Here is a 15,227-nt window from a genome sequence, read left to right on the forward strand (position 1 = left end):
TCCCAATGGACGTCGGGGGCTCCGTTCTACTTTATCTTATAGCACTTCGGCAATGCGCTTTTTCATCTCGGCAGCGTCAATAGACGTCTGGGTAAAGTGCTCCAGAGCCAGCACCGCCTGGTTGACCAGCAGGCCCAGCCCATTGATCGGCTTGTGGCCCCGCTTTTTGGCCTGGCGGAGCAGTTCGGTTTCAGCGGGAATGTAGATCAGATCCACCACCGGCACGCCGGGCTTCAGATGATCCAGGAAAGAGAAGTCGGCAAACTGCCCGGCGGTGTCCGCCATCCCCAAAGAGGTGCAATTCACCAGCAGATCGCACTCCGCCGCCGCCCGGGCAAGTTCCTCCGGCCCAAAGCCCTCGGGATGGAGGTGCTTCGGGTCGTGGTCACAGATGGTCTGAGCCTTGTCGAGGGTACGGTTGCATACAGTGACCTCCGCCCCGGCCTGAGCCAGCTTGAGACATACCGCCTTGGCGGCGCCTCCCGCTCCCAGTACCGTCACCCGCTTGCCCGCCGGGTCGATCCCCTCGTCGGCCAGTGCCCGGAGGAAGCCCTCGCCATCGGTGTTGTAGCCGTAGGTCTTACCCTCCCGGATGCAGACGGTGTTCACCGCCCCGATGAGTTTTGCATCCTCGTCCAGCTCATCCAACAGGGGCACCAGTTCCTCCTTGTGGGGCATGGTGGCGTTGAACCCGGCGTATCCGGCAAATCTGGCACACTCCAGCCATTCCCTGCATTGCCCCCGGGGCACCGGCTGACACAGATACACATAGTCCAGACCCAGGGCCTTGAGCATGGTATTCTGGATCAGAGGGGACTTGGAGTGAGCCACCGGGTCCCCAATGACGCACAGCTTGCGGGTGGTGTTTTTCAGTTCCACATTCATATCCATCCCTCCCCGTTCACCCTCCGGCCGGTGGTCGGGGAGGGCTGCGTTGATGGCCAGAGCCACCAGCAATCCCACAATGGTCTCGATCATGCGGGCGGCGGCGTAGTAATACCGGGTCACACCGGTGACACCGGTGATGAGAATGACACAGGGCAGAATGCAGGCCATACCGCAGGCGGTGGGCCGCTTGATGAGCAGGCACAGCCACACTCCCGCCACACATACCACGCCAAGAATGATGGTCTTGAGCCAGAAATGGTCCAGGGCCGGCCCCAGCAGCAGAGTGGCGGTACCCAAGGCGCCGCCCACGATGACACCGATGAGCCGGGAAATGCCCTGGCGGAAGGTCTGGCCCAGGGTGCTCTGGGTGCAGATGATGCAGGCGATACAGGCGTACAGCGGTCCCATCTGGCCCAGCACGCCCCCCAGTTCCTCCCGATAGGTGAGGCCAAAGGGAAGGAACAGCGCATAGGACACCATCACCGCCACAGCTGTCTTGATGACCCGCATCCCAATGCGGGGCAAGGGAACGTTCTTCATACCACACCTCCCTTTCCAGTACAGCGCTCCAGAAAGCGCGTCAGCAAGGCATCAAAGTCCGCGGGGGCATCCAGATTGGCCACATGAGCCGCACCCGGCAGGATGCATATCTCCGCCTCCGGGTACCCCGTGTGCCAGTCAGCCATGTGTCGAGCAATGGTGCCCGTCCGGTCCCGCTCCCCGCAGCACACCAGCAGCGGGGCGTCAAACCGGAAGCCAGGCTCCGGGTGGAGGCACTGGGCCACCCCCCGCCAACCCCGAAGAAACTCACACCGGTCCAGGCAATTCATCATGGTCTCCACCGCCGCCCGTCCCGTTTGGGTACAAGCGCAGGCACGGACCATGGCGGACTTGAGTCCCCCCAGGGCCAGACCGCCAGCAGGGCGGCAGAGCTCCGCAGCCCCACCCGCTCCCACCTGCGGTAACAGTCCAAAAGAATGGGCGTGGCCCCTGCGACCAGGTACCCGGCACAGCCGCCAAACCGCCAGGCATACTCCTGGACTACATAGCCCCCCATGGACAGGCCCACCAGCACCGGAGTCCGGCAGTCTTCCTGTATTAGAATGGCCCGCAGGTCCTCCGCAGTCTGAGGAATAGAAAACTCCGGGCAGGGCCGGGAAGCTCCGTGGCCTCTGATATCCACATTCAGCACCGTCCGCCCCGTCAGGGCGGCCAGCTGGGGCGCCCACATGGTGCGGTCTACCCCATAGCCGTGGAGAAGGACCACTTCCGGTCCCTTCCCCTCCTGGCGGTCATAGACCACTGTACATCCGCCGGAGCAGACGCTCCGGGTCTGCCGCTCACCCATGGCGTCCCGCGCCCCTCTTTTCCAGAAAATAGGATATTGCCGCCTCGTAGCCATACAGCCCCAGGCCGCAGATCTGACCCACACAGGCGGGGGCGGTGACGCTCTTGTGCCGGAACTCCTCCCGCTGGTGGACGTTGGAGATGTGGACCTCGATGCAGGGCACATCCACCGCCTTCAGGGCGTCCAGAATGGCGTAGGAGTAGTGGGTAAAGGCCCCGGGATTCATGACGATGGCGTCATACACCCCGTCGGCGGCGTGGATGGCATCAATGATGGCCCCCTCATGGTTGGACTGGAAGCAGTGGGCCTCAGAGCCGTGGGCGGCGGCAAAGTCGCGCAGCCGCTGGCACAGGCTCTCATAGGTATTCTCCCCATAAATGCCCGGCTCCCGCTTGCCCAGCAGGTTCAGGTTGGGCCCGTTGATGATGAGGAATTTCATTTCAGCACCTCCAAAATCCGCCGGACGGTCTCCGCCGGGTCGGCCTGTACATCCACCACATGGTCGGCCCACTCCAGATAGATGGGCGCCCGTCCGGCATACCGCTCCAGAAAGGCCTCTCTCCCCTGCTGGCCCAGAGGGCGGCCGCCCATGGACACATTGTCGTAGATCTCCCCCGGGTCCCGCCGGAGAAAAATCACGGTACCGCTGTATTTCAGGGAAGCGATGGAATCCGCCCGGGTGGGCAGGCCGCCGCCGCAGGCAATGACCTGACTCTTCCGCCGGGCCAGTTCCTCCGCCGCGCCCAGCTCCCGGTCCCGGAAGAAGGCCTCCCCCTCCTCGGCAAAGACGTCGGGGATGGACCGGCCCAGGGCCGCCTCTATGTATTGGTCGGTATCCACGAAGACAAAGCCCAGCGCCTCGGCCAGCAGACTCCCCACCGTGGACTTGCCGCAGCCCATCATGCCGATGAGTACCACGTTGTCCTTCATGCCTGCTCCTCCCAGGCCTTGTAGTTGCCCAGAATCCGCACTTCGGTGGCCAGCTGGCTCAGCTCGTGGAGCACCCCGTCCATGCCGGGGGCGGTGAGGTCGCCGGTGAAGTCCAGGAAGAAGAGGTACTCAAACCCCCGTCCGGGGATGGGCCGGGACTCGATCTTCAGCAGGTTAAGCCCCTGCACGGCGAAGATGGTGAGGATCTCATGGAGGGAGCCGCTCTGGTGGGGCAGGCGGAATACGGCGCTGATCTTGTTGCGCTCCTGCCGCAGCTCGGGCACCGGGGACACCACTGCGAACCGGGTGTGGTTCATGGTGTTGTGGTTGACCCGCTCAGCCAAAATGTTGAGACCGTACAGCTGGGCGGCCCGCTTGGAGCAGATGGCGGCGGCGGTGGGGTCCCCCTTCTCCGCCACCAGCTTGGCGGAACCGGCGGTGTCCAGGGTGGGCACCCGCTTCCAGTCCCGATGGGCGTCCAGATACTGTTCGCTCTGCATCAGCCCCTGCTCATGGGAGTAGACGGTGGTGATCTGGGACAGTTCCACCCCAGGCAGAGCGGCCAGGCAGTGCTCCACCGGCACCTGCCACTCCCCCACAATATAATAATGATACTGGGCCATCAGATCGTATACCTGACGGATGGACCCGGTGGAGGAGTTCTCCACCGGCAGCATGGCGTAGTCCGCCTCACCCTTCTCCAGCGCGGCGAACACATCGTTGAACCAGGGCTTGCCCACGCTGTCCACGTCCCCGCCGAAGAAGCCTGCGGTGGCCTCCTCGCTGTAGCAGCCCGGCTCCCCCTGGTAGGCCACCCGGGGATGGGCCACCGGCTGACGCACTCTGGCCAGGTCGGCCAGGTAGGCCGCGTAGCCCGGGTCCTCCGCCCCCTCCTTCACCAGATGGCGCTGCTGGCGGCGGGAGATGGCCATGATGCTCTCATAGAGAGCCGCCAGGTCCGCCTTGCGGGCAGGATCATCGGTGAGGGCCGTCTTGGCGGCAATGACCTGCTTCTCCCGGTGGGCGTCCAGCACCGGGATGCCCTCCCGCTGCTTGTATTCCCCCACCTTACCGGTGACCGCCATCCGCTCCAGGAACAGGCGCACCAGTTCCCCGTCGATTCGGTCGATCTCCTGCCGATATTGCTCCAGTTCCGTCATATCCATCGCTCCTTTTAGATGCCCAATACAGCGCAGGCGGCCAGAGCCGCCGCCGCCTCGATCACCGGCACCGCCCGGGGGACGATGCAGGGATCGTGACGGCCCTTGATCTCAATTTCCGTCTCCTCACCGGTCCGCAGGTCCACACTCTCCTGAGGCAGAGAGATGGAGGGGGTGGGTCGGATGGTGACCTCAAAGGTCACCGGCATTCCGTTGGTGATGCCGCCGTTGATTCCCCCGGCGTGGTTGGTCTTGGTGACCACCCTGCCATCCTCCACGGCAAAGGGGTCGTTGGCCTCGCTGCCCCGCATGAGGGAGAAGGCCACCCCGGCGCCGAACTCTACGCCCTTCACCGCGGGTACGGCGAAGAGATACTGGGAGAAGATGCCCTCCACATTGCAGCCGAAATCGGGGGCACCCAATCCGGCGGGCAGGCCGGTGACGGCGCACTCGATGGCGCCTCCCACGCTGTCCTGCTCCTCCCTGGCCTCCAGAATGGCCTGGCGCATCTCCTCCCCCTTGCTGTCGTCCAGCACCGGGAAGGATTTGGCCGCCACAGCTTTCAGGTCCTCCGGGTCCTCCAGGGCTGCGTCGCAGATGCCGTAGATGGAGCTGATATGGGCCCCTACCTGAACGCCCCGGCCCGCCAGCACCTGCTTGGCTACCGCACCGGCGGCCACCAGGGGGGCGGTAAGCCTGCCGGAGAAGTGGCCGCCGCCCCGATAGTCCAGGCATCCCCTGCTCTTGATAAACCCGGCATAATCCCCGTGGCTGGGCCGGGGGGTGTACCGGATGGATTCATAGTCCTTGGAGTGCTGGTCGGAGTTGTGGATCACCATGGCCAGCGGGGCCCCGGTGGTCTTACCCTCAAACACCCCGGAGAGCACCTCCACCAGGTCGCTCTCCTTCCGGGCGGTGGCGGTGGGGTCCTGGCCCGGCTTCCGCCGGTCCAGCTCCCGCTGTACCTGTTCCAGATCCAGCTCCAGCCCGGCGGGCACCCCCTCCAGCACCACGCCGATGGCAGGGCCGTGGGATTCACCAAAAATCATGTGTCGCATACTTATCTATCCTCCATCCCCATGTAGGGGCGACCCTTGCGGTCGCCCGCGGGCGGCCATAAAGGCCGCCCCTACGCCCAGCTGAGCCGCCCGCCCAGGGCCTCATAGTCCTCCCAGAACCGGGGATAGGACTTTTTGACGCACTCCGCTCCGGTGATGGTCACCGGTTTCTCGCACCGGATGGCGGCGATGGCCGCCATCATGGCGATGCGGTGATCGTTGTGGCCGGAGACGGTAACGCCCCCCGCCAGCTTCTCCTTCCCACAGATCACCAGATGGTCCTCATATTCCTCCACCTGGGCCCCCAGGTCGTTGAGCACCTCGGTCACCGTGGCCAGCCGGTCGCTCTCCTTGATCCGCAGCCGCCCGGCATTGACGATGCGGGTAGTCTGCCCAGCCCGCAGGGCGGCCATAGCGGCCAGAGGGGGCACCAAATCGGGGCACTGGCTCACGTCCAGGTCTACCGGCCCCTCCCCCTGCAGCTTCGTAAAATAGGGCACGATACGCATATCACCCTGTACAGAATAGGCATTGAGCCCCTGGATGTCCACCTGGCACCCCAGGCTCACCGCTCCGTACCAGAAAGCGGCGTTGGACCAGTCGGCCTCAATGGCCAGATCCCGGTGCTGGTAATACTGGTTCCCCGGCACATGGAAGGTGCGGGTTCCGTCGTACTCCGCCTTTACCCCAAACTGCTCCAGAGCATCCAGAGTCATATCCACATAGCCCCGGCTCTCCAGATCGGTGATGAGCCTGATCTCGCTGTCCCCCTTCAGCAGAGGCAGGGCGTACAGCAGGCCGGTGATGAACTGGGAGGACACGTTGCCCGGCAGGGTGTAAATACCGGGGGGCAGCTTGCCCCGCACCGTCAGCACCCCGTCCTTCTGTTCGTAGAAGATGCCCTTCTCCCGAAAGATGGCGAAGTAGGGCTCCTGGGGCCGCTCCATCAGCCGCCCGTGGCCGGTGAACTTGCCGCCCCCCTTGAGGGCCAGAGCCACCGGAATGAGAAAGCGGAGGGTGGAGCCGCTCTCCCCGCAGTCCATCACCTCGGGGGCGGGCTCCTCGTGGCCGTCCACCAGATCGGCCCCCCGGATGATGGTGCCGTCGGCGGAGGCGTCGGCGTCCAGGGTTCGCATACACCGCAGGGTGGCCTGGATATCCTCCGACAGATCCACGTTGGACAGCTTGCAGAAGCCGTCGGACAGGGCGGCGGCGATGATGAGCCGGTGGGCCTGGCTCTTGGAGGGAGGCGGGGTCACCGCTCCCGCCAGCGGGGTGGGCGTAATGGTCACATTCATTTCAGTTCCTCCAGAAGTGCGGCTTTGGGCATTTTGTGGGGGATGGCATGGCCCATCTGTTCCAGCAGGATCACGCTGATGTCATCTCCCGCCCCCTTCTTGTCCAGACCGATGGCGGCGGCATACTCCTCCGCCGTACAAGAGATCTCCACCGGCAGGCCCAGAGGGGTAAGAAGGGCGGCAATGCGATCCGCCGTTCCCGCCGGGGTGATGCCCAGGGCTTCCCCCAGTTTGGCAGCCTTCACCATACCGGCAGCCACCGCCTGGCCGTGGGTCCACTTCTCATAGTGGCCCGCCTTCTCATAGGCGTGACCCAGGGTGTGGCCGAAGTTGAGCAGCATCCGTTTTCCCGTGTCCCGCTCGTCCTCCTCCACAACAATTCGTTTTAAATTGCAGCAGGTATACAAAACGTGTTCAATTTCCGCCACAATTTCCTTACGGCTGGGCCGGGCGGCCAGAAAATCGAAGAAAGAACTGTCCAGAATGCAGCCGTACTTGACCACCTCCGCCATACCATCGGCAAAGGTGGAATCGGGCAGGGTATCCAGAGTATCCGGGTCCATGAGCACCAGCTTGGGCTGCCAGAAGGCCCCGGCCAGATTCTTCCCCGCCTGGAGGTCGATGGCCACCTTGCCTCCCACAGAGGAGTCCACCTGGGAAAGGAGGGTGGTGGGGATCTGGACAAAGTCCACCCCCCGCAGGATGGTGGCGGCGGCAAAGCCCGCCAGGTCCCCCACCACGCCGCCGCCCAGAGCGATGACGGCATCGGTGCGGGTGAGTCCGGTGGCCATCATGGCCTCCCACAGCCCGGCCAGCTGACCGGCACACTTGGAGGCCTCTCCGGCGGGCACGACATGGACTGCCACGGAAAACCCGGCGGCGGTGAGACTGGCCTTCAGCCGGGCCCCATAGAGAGGAGCCACGTTGGAGTCGGTGACCACAAAGAGCCTGCCCGCCCGGGGCAGGACCTTCCGGCAGTATGCTCCCGCCTGGTCCAGCAGGCCCCGCTGGATCAGGATATCATATTCCCGCCCCGGCAGGGCGACGGTGAGGGTTTTCATGGAATCACTCCTTCTCGGAATGGCGGGCCGTCGGGGACGCGGGCCCCTACAGGCTTTCCACCCCATTTTATCGTAGGGGGCGGCCTCCGGACGCCCCGTTGATCGGAAGTTCCGGTCTTATCTTACCAGTTTCTTCTCCACCAGGTCAACCAGCATACCCACCTTGTGCATCAGGGCGTCAAACTTCTGGGGGGTAAGGGACTGCTGGCCGTCGCACTTGGCGTGGGCGGGATCGTTGTGGACCTCGATGATGAGGCCGTCGGCGCCCGCCGCCACGGCGGCCAGGGCCAGGGGCTCCACCATCCAATACATCCCGGCGGCGTGGGAGGGGTCCACGATAACGGGCAGGTGGCTCATCTGCTTGATGGCGGGGATGGCGGACACGTCCAGGGTGTTGCGGGTGTAGGTCTCAAAGGTGCGCACCCCCCGCTCGCACAGGATCACGTTCTCATTGCCCTCGGCCATAATATACTCGGCGGACATGATCCATTCCTCATAGGTGTTGGACAGGCCCCGCTTGAGCAGGATGGGCTTGCTCATCTTGCCCACTTCCTTGAGCAGCTCAAAGTTCTGCATATTGCGGGCGCCCACCTGGACCACATCCACCTCCCGCTCGAAGAGGTCGGCCATTCGGGGGTCCATGATCTCGGTGACAATGGGCAGACCGGTCTTGGCCCGGGCCTCCACCAGCAGATCCAGGCCGGGAGCCCCCATGCCCTGGAAGGAGTAGGGGGAGGTACGGGGCTTGAAGGCGCCGCCTCGCAGCATGGCAGCGCCGGAGCGCTTCACGTCCTCGGCCACGGCGCAGATCTGCTCGTGGCTCTCCACCGAGCAGGGGCCGGCAATGACGGAGAAGTTGCCGCCGCCGATCTTGGCATTGCCCACGGTGACCACCGTGTCCTCGGGATGGAACTTGCGGTTGGCCTTCTTGTAGGGCTCCTGCACCCGCATGACCCGCTCCACGTTGGGGTTAATGGAGATCTTGTCCATATCCACGGCAGTGGTATCGCCCACCAGACCCAGGATGGTGCAGCCCACGCCGTTGGTGACGCCTACCTCCAGGCCCAGCTGCTTGAGTTGTTCTGCCAAATGCTCGATATCCGCCTGACGGGTGCCGGGCTTCATAACGACTACCATATCGCACGCTTCCTTTCCAGTCAAAAAAAATAAGCGCCCATTGATGAAATCAATGAGCGCCCTGTCTATGTTACAAGGTAATACCAGGCCCCATAGGGCCCACCCATTCACTCCATCCTACTATTTCCCCATGCCAAAAAAGCCGGCGCCCATAAATCGAGCCCAGCCATAGGAAAACAGGAAGGATGCAGTTGTGAGGGAATTTTTGGTCATGCCTGTACGCCTCACTTTTCCAGGTTGGAGACATTATACCCCGTCTTATCCGGGATTTCAACCGGAATTTTGTACAAATACCAATGGACTTTTCCCTGATGGGGACGTATTTTTCCCATGGCATATATTACCTAGCGTTTTTCTATGATTTTTATTGACACTCCTTCCACCCCACCGGTATAATTTGCGGGAATTCCGTCGCCGCGGCGGAACCATCCACGCAAAATCCAAAGAAGAGGAGATCCCAATGAATCCAAAAAGACGGTACATTGCCGCCGTTCTGGCCTCCACCCTGCTGATCCTGCCGGCTGCCACCCCGGCCGCCCAGGCGCTGGGGCTGCCCCTGGCAGACGGCGTAACCATTGACGCTTCCACCTTCCCCGATTCCGCCTTCCGCTCCTGGCTGCTGGACGGGCGCAACCTGAGCGGCGCAGGCGCAGACAGCCTGCTCACCGCCGATGAACTGGCCGCCATCCAGTCCCTGGACCTGTCCGGCCTTGGCATCGCCGACCTGGAGGGCATCCAGGTGTTTACCGCCCTGAAACGGCTCAACATCCGGGACAACACCCTGACGGAGCTGGATCTGTCCGCCAATACCTCCCTTACCAGCCTGGATGCCGGCTTCAACCGGCTGACGGAACTGGATCTGTCAAACCACGCGGTCCTGCGCACCCTCAACTGCCAGAACAACCAGCTCACCAGCCTGGATCTGACGGGGGCGGAGGCTCTGGTGTGGCTGTACGCCCGCAGCAATCAGCTCACCGGACTGGATCTGTCGGACAGCACTGCCCTGGAGTATCTGGACCTGTTTGAAAACAAGCTGGCTTCCGTTGATATTTCCATGCTCCCCGCCCTGCGTTTTCTTCACATCAGCTACAATCAGCTGACCGAACTGGACCTCAGCGCCAATCTGGCTCTGGAGGGAGGCGGTTTTATCGCGGAAGTCAACAACCTGCTGAAGGTGAGCCTGCCGGTACTCCCCAACATGACGGTAATTACTGACAATTTCCGGGAGCAATCCCCCTCCCCCGGCTATGACCGGGTGGTGTGGTCCCTGGATGAGGCGGGCCTCCAGCCGGTGGAGGAGTCCTTCCAGGCCAACGGCCAGATCCTCTATGGCAAGCGGATCGCCAACCAGTACACCATTTATTTTTCCGCCAACGGAGGCCAGGGGAATACCGGGCCGGTGCAGGCCCTGTACGATCAGGAAACTTCCCTCACCCCCAACGGCTTTACCCGCTACGGCTACACCTTCCAGGGCTGGAATACCCTGAGCTGGGGGGCCGGGGATGCCTACACCGACAGCCAGCGGGTGACCAACCTGTCCGGTATCCACCAGGGGGACCGGATCACCCTCTACGCCCAGTGGCAACCGGTGAACTACACCATCTCCTTTGACGCCAACGGTGGCCAGGGCTCCATGGACTCCGCCGACGCGGTATACGACCAGGCCTCCACCCTGCCAGACTGCGATTTTACCAACGACGGAATGGAGTTTGCCGGCTGGGCCACCGAGGCTGACGGCCCCGTCCGCTATCTTCCCCAGGACAGGGTCAAGAACCTGAGCATGAACGAGGGCGGCGAGGCCACCCTCTACGCCGTGTGGAAGACCCCGGTGGCCGAGGAGCAGGAGGCCCGTCTGACCCAGCTTCAGCAGGCCTTCGGCGGCTACTCCTCCCAGCACTATGCCCCCCAGGACTGGACCACTCTGTCCGACTGCTACGCCCAGGCCGCCGACGCCATCCGGGACGAGTCCGACAACGACACCATGGATACGCTGGTGACCGATTGCATTTCCGCCATGTCTCAGGTGCCCACCCTGGACGAACGCACCCAGGAGGTGGCTCAGGGCTGGCGGGCCACCCACAGTCAGGTCCTGTCCCTGGCAGAGGCCGGCGCACTGGAGGAGGCCGCCGCCCCTGAGGCCCTCCGGCTGGCCCAAGCCGCTCTGGCTCAGCTGGAGGACGGCAGTCTGAACGCCTACTCCACTCTTATCAGCCCGGAGGATCAGGCTCTGGCCGCCGCCGGGGCCGCCGCTCTGCTGGAGGCGGACAAGCTGTCCCTTGCCGACCTCCACGAAGCCGCTCAGTGGCTGTCCAGCCTCAACGGCCTGACCGGCGTGCCCGGCGCTCAGGTCACCTCCCAGCGCCTGGAGGAGTACCGCAAAGCCCTGGAGAGTCTGGACCGGCTCACCCCCGGCCAGCAGGCTGTTCTCGCCCCCTCCGTAAGCGAGGCGCTGAATCGCCTGGCCAATCTGGCCGATCAGAAGCGGACCGCCGTCTCCGCCCTCCAGACCGCCTATCAGGGCTACGATCTCACTGAATACACCTACGACGGCCAGGCTGCTCTGCTTTCTGCCCTGGAGCAGGCCGTCCAGGCCGTGGAGGGCGCAGAGGACCAGTCCCAGGTCCAGACCGCCCACGATCACGGTCTCACCGCCATGGCCCAGGTGCCCAACGCCGAGGGGGAGACCCCCGAACTGCCTCCCCAGCCGGAAAATCCCGGTGAGCCGGACGGCCCCGGCGATTCTGGAAATAGCGGCAGCGGCGGCGGGTCCTCCGGAGGCTCCGGCGGCGGCTCCAATGGCGGTGGTTCCTCCGGCGGCGGCTCAGATAACTCCCAGGACTCCAACACCGTCACCATCACCGACGACAAGACCGGAACCGTAACGAAGGTCACCACCAGTGCCGACGGCTCTGTGGAGGCGGCAGTCACCGTACCCCAGGGGGTGGACTCCGTGGTGGTGAATATCCCCTGCACCCCCTCGGCAGGCACCGTGGCCCTGCTGGTGGAGCAGGATGGCTCCACCCAGGTCCTGCCCAAGTCCGCCGTGACTGCCGACGGTGTGGCCGTCCGGCTGGACGGCTCCGCCAAGCTCCGTTTGACGGATAACAGCAAGTCTTTCTCCGACGTAGAGGGCGACAGCTGGTATGAGGCCGGCATCCAGTACGCTGCCAGCCGGGAGCTGCTGCGGGGCGTGGGCGGAGGCCGCTACGCCCCCATGGATACCATGGACCGGGCCATGCTGGTGACCGCCCTTCACCGGCTGGAGCGCACCCCCCAGGGGGCCGACGCCTCCTTCTCCGACGTGGAGGAGGGCACCTGGTACGCCGACAGCGTGAGCTGGGCCGCCCAAGCCGGTATCGTTCAGGGCGTGGCCCCCGGCTCCTTTGCGCCTCACGCCCCCCTGACCCGGGAAAGTCTGGCGGTCCTGCTCTACCGCTATGCCGACCAGCAGGGCCTGGACCTGTCCGCCCGGTCCCAGCTGTCCGGCTTTGCCGACAGCGGCGCCGTCTCCCCCTGGGCGGAGGACGCCCTGTCCTGGGCCTGCGCCAGCGGGCTGCTGGAGGGGGACGGCGGCTCCCTCCGCCCCGGCGCCGCCTGCACCCGGGCTGAGGCCTCCGTCATTCTGGAGCGCTTCGCCTCTCTGCTGACCGCCCGGTAACAGAGCCTGTCAGAAAAGAACACGTCCCTGGGGAACTAAATTCCCCAGGGGCGTCAGTCTGTCCACAAGCATCCTCCACGGGAAGCCTCGCAGAGTTCCGTCGCCCACAGGCGACGGAATCAGATCAAAATCTGTCATTTCCGGGGACATGAGCCTTGGAAATGACACTTCTCATGGCGGGCGGGGCGACTATTTCGCAAGAAATCGAGTCTCGCCCGCCATGCAGCCTCTTGTCGAAAAAGGCACAAGTGCCTTTTTCGACAGTCTCACGCCCCTGGGGAACTAAATTCCCCAGGGGCGTGTTTTGTCAGATATGGATGTGGGCGTTCTGAGCTTCTCCCGCCGGCATATGCCGCAGCAGCTGCCGCAGGCACAGGGCGAAGAGCACCGAGCTGATGGACCAGGTGAGGGGATAGGCCCAGTAGACCACCCGGATGTCGGGGATGACCCGCACGGTAAGGGTGATGTAGGTGATGCGCAGGGCGCACCACACCGTCAGCATGATGGCCATGGGCACGATGGGCCGGCCCATGCCCCGCAGAATACCGGCGCAACAGTGGGAGAAGGACAGCAGGCAGTAGAACAGAGACACCGTGCGGGCGTAAGCCACACCGAAGGCCACCACCTCCGGCTCGCTGTTGAAGGCGGCCACCAGCAGCGGGGAGGCCAGAAAGATGATCCCGCCGATGGCCTCCGCTAAAATGGGGCTGCACAGCAGGCCGAAACGTATGCCTGAGCGCACCCGGTCGAAGCGATGGGCGCCCAGGTTCTGACTGACAAAGGTGGACAGAGCCAGTGCAAAGCAGGTCACCGGCAGGAAGGCAAAGCCCTCAATACGGCTGTAGGCGCCGCACCCCGCCATGGCGGCGGAATCAAAAGCGTTGATGTTGGCCTGGACGATGACGTTGGCCAGAGAGACCACCGAGCTCTGTACCCCCGAGGGGATGCCCAGGGTGATGATCTGCTTGAAAGTGGGACCCTCAAAGCGTATCCGCCGCCAGTTCACCCGGTAGCCCGCCTTGGTGAGGGTCAGCTTGCGGAAGGCCAGGAAGGCGGACAGGCACTGGCTGAGGATGGTAGCCAGGGCGGCGCTGCCCACATTCCAGCGGAACACACCCACAAAAAGCAGGTCCAGCACCACATTGGCGAGGGAGGCGGCTATGAGGTACTTCATAGGGCTGCGGCTGTCACCCACCGACTGGAGGATACTGGCCCCCATGTTGTAAAGCACCACAGCGGAGGAGCCGAAGAAATAAATGCGGAAGTAAAGGATGGAGTTGTCGATAACATCGGCGGGGGTGCCGATCCACCGGAGGATCTGGGGGGTCAAAATGACCCCCACCACCGTCAGAATCACACCCGCTGTCAGGCCCAGGGCCACGGTGGTGTGGACCGCCCGTTCCATGTTGTCATCATCCTCCGCCCCATAGTACCGGGCGATGAGCACGCCCGCGCCCAGGGACACGCCGTTGATGAAGCCCACCATCAGCAAAATCATACTGCTGGAGGAGCTGACCGCCGCCAAAGCCGACCGGCCGATGAAGTTGCCCACAATGAGGGAGTCCACTGCGTTATATAATTGCTGAAACAGGTTACTGAAAAAGATGGGCAGGGCGAAGGCCAGCATCTTTTTGGGGACACTGCCTTCGGTCAGGCGATTCTGTTCATTTTGGTCCATCGGGTCCATCTCCGCTCTCTCTTGATCTGTCTTTTTATTATTAGCCTGTTAAAGCAAAAAGTCAAGCTGTGCCCTCCAGTCACCCTTTTCCCGCCCATGAATAGGATGGAGCAGTCACTGGGAACGGAGGGCTTACCATGAGACATGAACTGAACCTGTGGGTGGCAGGGGGCGATCTGCGGCAGGCCAAACTGGCGGAGCTGCTGGCTGCCGACGGCCACACGGTACATACCTGGGCCCTGGAGGGCCACGGCCCTCTGACGGGGGTACAGATGGAAACGGACCCGGCAGGGGTGGAGCTGGCTGACTGCCTCATCCTGCCCCTGCCGGCGGAGGAGGAGGGCGGCCTGCTCCATGCCCCTCTGTCCGACCACCCCCGGAGTCTGGAGGAATTGTTTGCCCCCCTGCGGCCCGGCCAACTGGTGTGCGCCGGGATGGCGGGCCCCAACCTCACCGCCCTGGCCGCGCAAAAAAAACTGGTCCTCCAGGACTACTTCGCCCGGGAGGAGCTGGCGGTGGCCAACGCGGTGCCCACCGCAGAGGGAGCCATCCAGATCGCTCTGGAGGAGCTGCCTATCACCCTCCACGGCGCCCGGGTGCTGGTCATCGGCTTCGGTCGGGTAGGCAAGGCCCTGTCCCAGCGTCTGGCAGGCCTGGGCGCCAAGGTGAGCGTGGCCGCCCGCAAGTGGGCCGACCTGGCCTGGGCAGAGAGCTGCGGCTACTGTGGGGAACAGACGGAGCACCTGGCGGGCTGGCTGTGCGGCTACGATCTGGTGGTCAACACTGTCCCCGCCCCGGTGCTGGGCCTCACTGAGCTTTCCGACCTGAAGCCGGGCTGTCTGGTCATCGACCTGGCCTCCAAGCCGGGGGGCGTGGACTTTGATACGGCGGCCCGTCTGGGCGTCAAAGTCATTTGGGCCCTCTCCCTGCCGGGCAAGGTTGCGCCGGTGACGGCGGGCCGGTGTATTCAGACCACCATCTACAACATATTGCGGGAATTGGGAGTGTGAG

The 15,227-nt window shown here is 63.8% G+C and carries 13 protein-coding genes; 2 read left to right on the top strand and 11 right to left on the bottom strand.

All coding sequences use genetic code 11. The features are described 5' to 3' along the window. Positions 1 to 36: 36 nt before the first annotated feature. The 10 genes from aroE to aroF all read right to left on the bottom strand — a co-directional run bounded on the left by aroE (position 37) and on the right by aroF (position 8,880). On the bottom strand, positions 37 to 1,428 hold the full coding sequence (gene aroE / locus WHJ28_RS08580; RefSeq protein WP_340041677.1) for a shikimate dehydrogenase: 1,392 nt from the start codon (positions 1,426 to 1,428) through the stop codon (positions 37 to 39). Further along, on the bottom strand, positions 1,425 to 1,721 hold the full coding sequence (locus WHJ28_RS08585) for an alpha/beta fold hydrolase (RefSeq protein ID WP_340041680.1): 297 nt from the start codon (positions 1,719 to 1,721) through the stop codon (positions 1,425 to 1,427). Before WHJ28_RS08585 ends, aroE begins: the two co-directional genes overlap by 4 nt. After that, on the bottom strand, positions 1,718 to 2,236 hold the full coding sequence (locus tag WHJ28_RS08590; protein ID WP_340041683.1) for an alpha/beta fold hydrolase: 519 nt from the start codon (positions 2,234 to 2,236) through the stop codon (positions 1,718 to 1,720). Before WHJ28_RS08590 ends, WHJ28_RS08585 begins: the two co-directional genes overlap by 4 nt. Beyond that, on the bottom strand, positions 2,229 to 2,675 hold the full coding sequence (aroQ, locus tag WHJ28_RS08595) for a type II 3-dehydroquinate dehydratase (RefSeq protein ID WP_340041685.1): 447 nt from the start codon (positions 2,673 to 2,675) through the stop codon (positions 2,229 to 2,231). The genes WHJ28_RS08590 and aroQ overlap by 8 nt, the downstream gene beginning before the upstream one ends. Continuing rightward, the gene (locus WHJ28_RS08600) at positions 2,672 to 3,166 is read right to left on the bottom strand and encodes a shikimate kinase (RefSeq protein WP_340041687.1); all 495 of its coding nucleotides are present in this window, start codon (positions 3,164 to 3,166) and stop codon (positions 2,672 to 2,674) included. Before WHJ28_RS08600 ends, aroQ begins: the two co-directional genes overlap by 4 nt. After that, a complete protein-coding gene (locus WHJ28_RS08605) occupies positions 3,163 to 4,326 on the bottom strand; it encodes a bifunctional chorismate mutase/prephenate dehydratase (protein ID WP_340041689.1) in 1,164 nt (387 codons plus the stop codon). The genes WHJ28_RS08600 and WHJ28_RS08605 overlap by 4 nt, the downstream gene beginning before the upstream one ends. Positions 4,327 to 4,340: 14 nt before the next feature. Continuing rightward, positions 4,341 to 5,375 carry a chorismate synthase gene (aroC, locus tag WHJ28_RS08610; protein ID WP_340041865.1) on the bottom strand — a complete coding sequence of 345 codons (1,035 nt, stop codon included), beginning with the start codon at positions 5,373 to 5,375 and terminating at the stop codon, positions 4,341 to 4,343. Between the two features lie 80 nt (positions 5,376 to 5,455). Then, complete coding sequence (aroA, locus tag WHJ28_RS08615; RefSeq protein ID WP_340041691.1) at positions 5,456 to 6,682, bottom strand: 3-phosphoshikimate 1-carboxyvinyltransferase; 1,227 nt, start codon at positions 6,680 to 6,682, stop codon at positions 5,456 to 5,458. Further along, positions 6,679 to 7,743 (bottom strand): 3-dehydroquinate synthase, encoded by a 1,065-nt coding sequence (gene aroB, locus WHJ28_RS08620; protein WP_340041693.1) that lies wholly within the window; start codon positions 7,741 to 7,743, stop codon positions 6,679 to 6,681. Before aroB ends, aroA begins: the two co-directional genes overlap by 4 nt. 117 nt (positions 7,744 to 7,860) lie before the next feature. After that, positions 7,861 to 8,880 (bottom strand): 3-deoxy-7-phosphoheptulonate synthase, encoded by a 1,020-nt coding sequence (aroF, locus tag WHJ28_RS08625; RefSeq protein ID WP_340041695.1) that lies wholly within the window; start codon positions 8,878 to 8,880, stop codon positions 7,861 to 7,863. A 460-nt stretch (positions 8,881 to 9,340) separates the two neighbouring features. Between aroF and WHJ28_RS08630 the strand changes: the two genes are divergently transcribed. Further along, positions 9,341 to 12,538 (top strand): S-layer homology domain-containing protein, encoded by a 3,198-nt coding sequence (locus tag WHJ28_RS08630; RefSeq protein ID WP_340041697.1) that lies wholly within the window; start codon positions 9,341 to 9,343, stop codon positions 12,536 to 12,538. A 307-nt stretch (positions 12,539 to 12,845) separates the two neighbouring features. Here WHJ28_RS08630 and WHJ28_RS08635 read toward each other — a convergent pair whose 3' ends face one another. Then, on the bottom strand, positions 12,846 to 14,216 hold the full coding sequence (locus WHJ28_RS08635) for an MATE family efflux transporter (RefSeq protein ID WP_340041699.1): 1,371 nt from the start codon (positions 14,214 to 14,216) through the stop codon (positions 12,846 to 12,848). 137 nt (positions 14,217 to 14,353) lie between these two features. Here WHJ28_RS08635 and dpsA point away from each other — a divergent pair, with 137 nt between their 5' ends. Next, positions 14,354 to 15,226 carry a dipicolinate synthase subunit DpsA gene (gene dpsA, locus WHJ28_RS08640; protein WP_340041701.1) on the top strand — a complete coding sequence of 291 codons (873 nt, stop codon included), beginning with the start codon at positions 14,354 to 14,356 and terminating at the stop codon, positions 15,224 to 15,226. Position 15,227: the final 1 nt, after the last annotated feature.

The organism is Flavonifractor porci (genome assembly GCF_037572415.1).
Taxonomy (GTDB): domain Bacteria; phylum Bacillota; class Clostridia; order Oscillospirales; family Oscillospiraceae; genus Flavonifractor; species Flavonifractor porci.